The organism is Pseudomonas sp. NPDC087639 (assembly GCF_044743385.1).
GTDB lineage: Bacteria > Pseudomonadota > Gammaproteobacteria > Pseudomonadales > Pseudomonadaceae > Aquipseudomonas.
This window is the reverse complement of record NZ_JBIUWI010000067.1, coordinates 409-3392: the sequence shown is the minus strand read 5'-3', so window position 1 is coordinate 3392 and position 2984 is coordinate 409. Positions and strand designations below refer to the sequence as shown.

The window sequence follows — 2984 nt, the reverse complement described above, 5'->3', positions numbered from 1 at the left end:
TGGCCTTCTTTCAGGCTTTTGAAGCCGTCGGATTGGATAGCTTTGAAGTGACCGCACCGGTCGTCACCGGATTGTGGAGTGATGAAGCCGAAGCCTTTTTCATCGTTGAACCACTTAACGGTGCCGGTTTGGCGATTAGACATGGTGTATCTCCAAGAAACATATATTTTTCAGTACTGTGCTGCTCAGGCCAACTGGGCACACCCGGGTATCATAGTCGAAATGTTCGCTTTGGTAGCCCCCCGGACGTGCTGTTTGCCAATCCGTCGTGTTTTCTTTACCGCCTGTTTCGGCTGAAAGCCCCGGTTTGAAAGGGGTTTAGCGAAAAGTAAAGACAATAAAAAAACCTGTAAAACCTGCATAAATCGTCTGAAAAGGCTCAAATTCAGCCGTTTTTTTCGGCGTTGAGTCGAGTCAGATCACATTTTTTCTTACTTTTTCGCTGGAGCGTTGGCCTTGCATTTGGCGATTTGGCCCAGCGCTTTCTGCTGCAGTTCAGGGGTGGCCTTGTTGTCCATCAGCGCTTGAATGTCGCCGGCCGGGTAAGACTTGATGGCATCGGCGCCACAGGCGCAGTGAGACTTGGCCGCGGCGGCGCCAATCTGCGGAGTCGCCGCCTGGGTGCACTGGGCCATGTATTTGTCGCGCTCGCCCTTTGGCCAGTCGGCATGAGCGCTCAGCGGCAGCAGCAGAACAATGGGGGCGACTACGGCGAATAAGGTATTCAGACGCATGCGAGGATGCTCCTTGTGGGTCAATGTCTTGTTATCTGAGGGCATAAGGGCCCATCAAGTTCAGCACTCTGGCATAAAAGCGGACGATTTGCCTTCTGGTGAAACAGAGGCATTAAGTGACCGCTCATCTGTGCTAGCATGCCGAGCTCAAGCGTTCTCAGGCTCCGGATGACTTTCAGTCCCGGCGGCGGTCAACGTGCGAATATTCTGATTTGAATCCCAGTCACTCTGGTTCGGTTTTCCGGTTGGCCGCAAGGCTCCTGCCGCTGTAAGGCAGGCGTTCGTCATTGAATGGCCTGGATCGGATCTTGTACTGGCTCATCCCAACCCACGTGACCTCTGGTAGGGGTCCCCACTAGGAGAGGAGGCGCCATGCCAACTATTACTCTTCCCGACGGCAGTCAACGTTCATTCGATCACCCGGTTTCCGTAGCCGAGGTCGCCGCATCCATTGGTGCAGGTCTGGCCAAGGCCACTCTGGCCGGCAAGGTCAATGGCCAGTTGGTCGACGCCAGCGACATCATCGACAGCGACGCTACGCTGCAAATCATTACGCCAAAGGATGAAGAGGGGCTGGAGATCATTCGCCACTCTTGCGCCCATCTGGTTGGCCATGCGGTCAAGCAGCTCTACCCGACTGCCAAAATGGTGATCGGGCCGGTCATCGACGAAGGCTTCTATTACGACATCGCCTTCGAGCGTCCTTTTACTCCGGACGACATGGCGGCCATCGAACAGCGCATGCAGCAGCTGATCGAGAAAGATTACGACGTCATCAAGAAAGTCACTCCGCGTGCCGAAGTGATCGAAGTGTTCAAGGCTCGCGGCGAAGACTACAAGCTGCGTCTGGTCGAGGACATGCCGAATGAACAGGCCATGGGTCTGTACTATCACGAAGAATATGTCGACATGTGCCGCGGCCCGCATGTGCCGAACACCCGCTTCCTGAAATCCTTCAAGCTGACCAAGCTGTCCGGCGCCTACTGGCGCGGCGACGCCAAGAACGAGCAGTTGCAGCGCGTTTACGGCACTGCGTGGGCGGACAAAAAGCAGTTGGCGGCTTACATTCAGCGCATCGAAGAAGCCGAGAAGCGCGATCACCGCAAGATCGGCAAGCGCCTTGGTCTGTTCCACACTCAGGAAGAATCCCCGGGCATGGTGTTCTGGCACCCGAACGGCTGGACTCTGTACCAGGTGCTCGAGCAGTACATGCGCAAAGTGCAGCATGACAACGGCTACCTTGAGATCAAGACGCCGCAAGTGGTTGACCGCAGCCTGTGGGAGAAATCCGGGCACTGGGCCAACTACGCCGACAACATGTTCACCACTCAGTCGGAAAACCGCGACTACGCGATCAAGCCGATGAACTGCCCTTGCCACGTGCAGGTGTTCAATCAAGGCCTGAAGAGCTACCGCGAGCTGCCGATGCGTCTGGCAGAGTTCGGTGCCTGCCACCGTAACGAGCCGTCGGGTGCGCTTCACGGCATCATGCGTGTGCGCGCGTTCACTCAGGACGACGCCCACATCTTCTGCACAGAAGAGCAGATGCAGGCTGAATCCGCTGCGTTCATCAAGCTGACAATGGACGTATATCGTGACTTCGGCTTTACCGATGTCGAGATGAAACTGTCCACTCGTCCGGAAAAGCGCGTCGGTTCCGACGAGCTGTGGGATCGCGCCGAAGCTGCATTGGCTGCAGCCCTTGATTCTGCGGGCTTGCCGTACGATCTGCAGCCGGGTGAGGGTGCGTTCTACGGTCCGAAGATCGAATTTTCGCTGAAAGATTGCCTCGGTCGTGTGTGGCAGTGTGGTACCTTGCAGCTCGATTTTAACCTGCCTGTCCGTCTCGGCGCCGAATACGTCTCCGAAGACAATAGTCGCAAACACCCGGTGATGTTGCACCGCGCGATCCTTGGATCCTTCGAGCGTTTCGTCGGAATCCTGATCGAGCATTACGAAGGTGCATTCCCTGCGTGGCTGGCGCCAACCCAGGCAGTGATCATGAATATCACTGATAAACAGGCGGATTTCGTCGCCGAAGTTGAAAAAACTCTCGCTGAAGGCGGATTTCGTGCCAAGTCCGACTTGAGAAATGAAAAGATCGGCTTTAAAATCCGCGAGCATACTTTGCTCAAGGTTCCCTATCTTTTGGTTATCGGAGATAAGGAAGTCGAGATGCAGACTGTCGCTGTGCGTACTCGTGAAGGTGCTGACCTGGGCTCTAGGCCCGTCGCCCAGTGCGCTGAGTGT

3 protein-coding genes are annotated in these 2984 nt (G+C 55.7%); 1 reads left to right on the top strand and 2 read right to left on the bottom strand.

Translation table 11 applies throughout. The features are described 5' to 3' along the window. On the bottom strand, positions 1 to 143 hold a 143-nt coding region (locus ACIOVB_RS22470), incomplete at its 3' end, for a cold shock domain-containing protein (protein ID WP_401271566.1). Between the two features lie 288 nt (positions 144 to 431). Next, complete coding sequence (locus ACIOVB_RS22465; RefSeq protein ID WP_187676967.1) at positions 432 to 734, bottom strand: hypothetical protein; 303 nt, start codon at positions 732 to 734, stop codon at positions 432 to 434. A 372-nt stretch (positions 735 to 1106) separates the two neighbouring features. Between ACIOVB_RS22465 and thrS the strand changes: the two genes are divergently transcribed. After that, positions 1107 to 2984, top strand: a 1878-nt coding sequence (thrS, locus tag ACIOVB_RS22460; RefSeq protein WP_401271502.1) for a threonine--tRNA ligase, incomplete at its 3' end; no start/stop codon positions are given.

Bases quoted from the DNA above. Each gene is read 5' to 3' on its own strand.
- ACIOVB_RS22465 (WP_187676967.1), bottom strand. From the start codon at position 734: ATGCGTCTGAATACCTTATTCGCCGTAGTCGCCCCCATTGTTCTGCTG.